This window comes from Allobosea sp. 05T439, assembly GCF_056396005.1.
On sequence record NZ_JBFTKP010000128.1, the window covers coordinates 1 to 753 of the forward strand.

Annotated in this window: 1 protein-coding gene; it reads left to right on the plus strand. The window is 72.2% G+C overall.

Going from position 1 to position 753, the window contains the following annotated elements; translation table 11 throughout:
* Positions 1-753 (plus strand): autotransporter outer membrane beta-barrel domain-containing protein (locus tag AC1DIO_RS35375; protein WP_476854952.1); only part of this gene is annotated, 753 nt, incomplete at both ends.

The following is a 753-nucleotide window of genomic DNA, read 5'->3' on the forward strand; positions in this document are numbered from 1 at the left end:
GTGGCCGCCGGAATCGACAGGGCGGTGGCGGGCGGGGCCGATCCGTCGGGGCTGTTCGGCATCTACAACCTGCCGGCGGCAGCGATTCCCGGGGCAGTGAACCAGCTTTCGGGCGAGGCCCATACCGCAGCACCGGCCATGGCGGTCTCGGCCGCCGACCAGTTCCTGCGCGTCATGCTCGATCCCTTCGCGGCGGGCCGTGGCAGCGCGGGACCCGCTCCCGGCGAAGCCACCTTCTCCGGCCTCGTCCGCAAGGGTGCTGATCTGCCGGCCCCGGCAGCGCGGCTCGACAGCCCGGCCTATACCGTCTGGGGCGCGGCCTTCGGCTCGGTCGGCCGCAGCGATGGCTCGGCCCGAACCGGCTCGGCCAAGCGCGATCTCGACGATGCGCATCTCGCCGTCGGCGCCGATTTCAGGATCATGCCCGGCACGGTCGCGGGTTTTGCGGTCTCCGGCGGCAGCGCCCGGTCCTCGCTTGCCGGCGGTCTCGGCAAGGCCGAGGCCGATGTCTTCCAGGCCGGCCTCTACGGCACGACCCGGCTCGGGCCGGTCAATCTTGCCGCCGCTTTCGGCTATGGCCGGCTCGAGAACGAGATCAAGCGCAGCATCCCGGTGCTCGGCAGCGCATTGTCCTCGTCCTATGCCACCACCGCCTGGAGCGGCCGGCTGCAGGCGAGCGCTGCAGTGCTGGACTGGAACGGCCTGACACTCTCGCCGCTGGCGGCGCTGCAGGCGATCCAGGCGCGCAGCCCG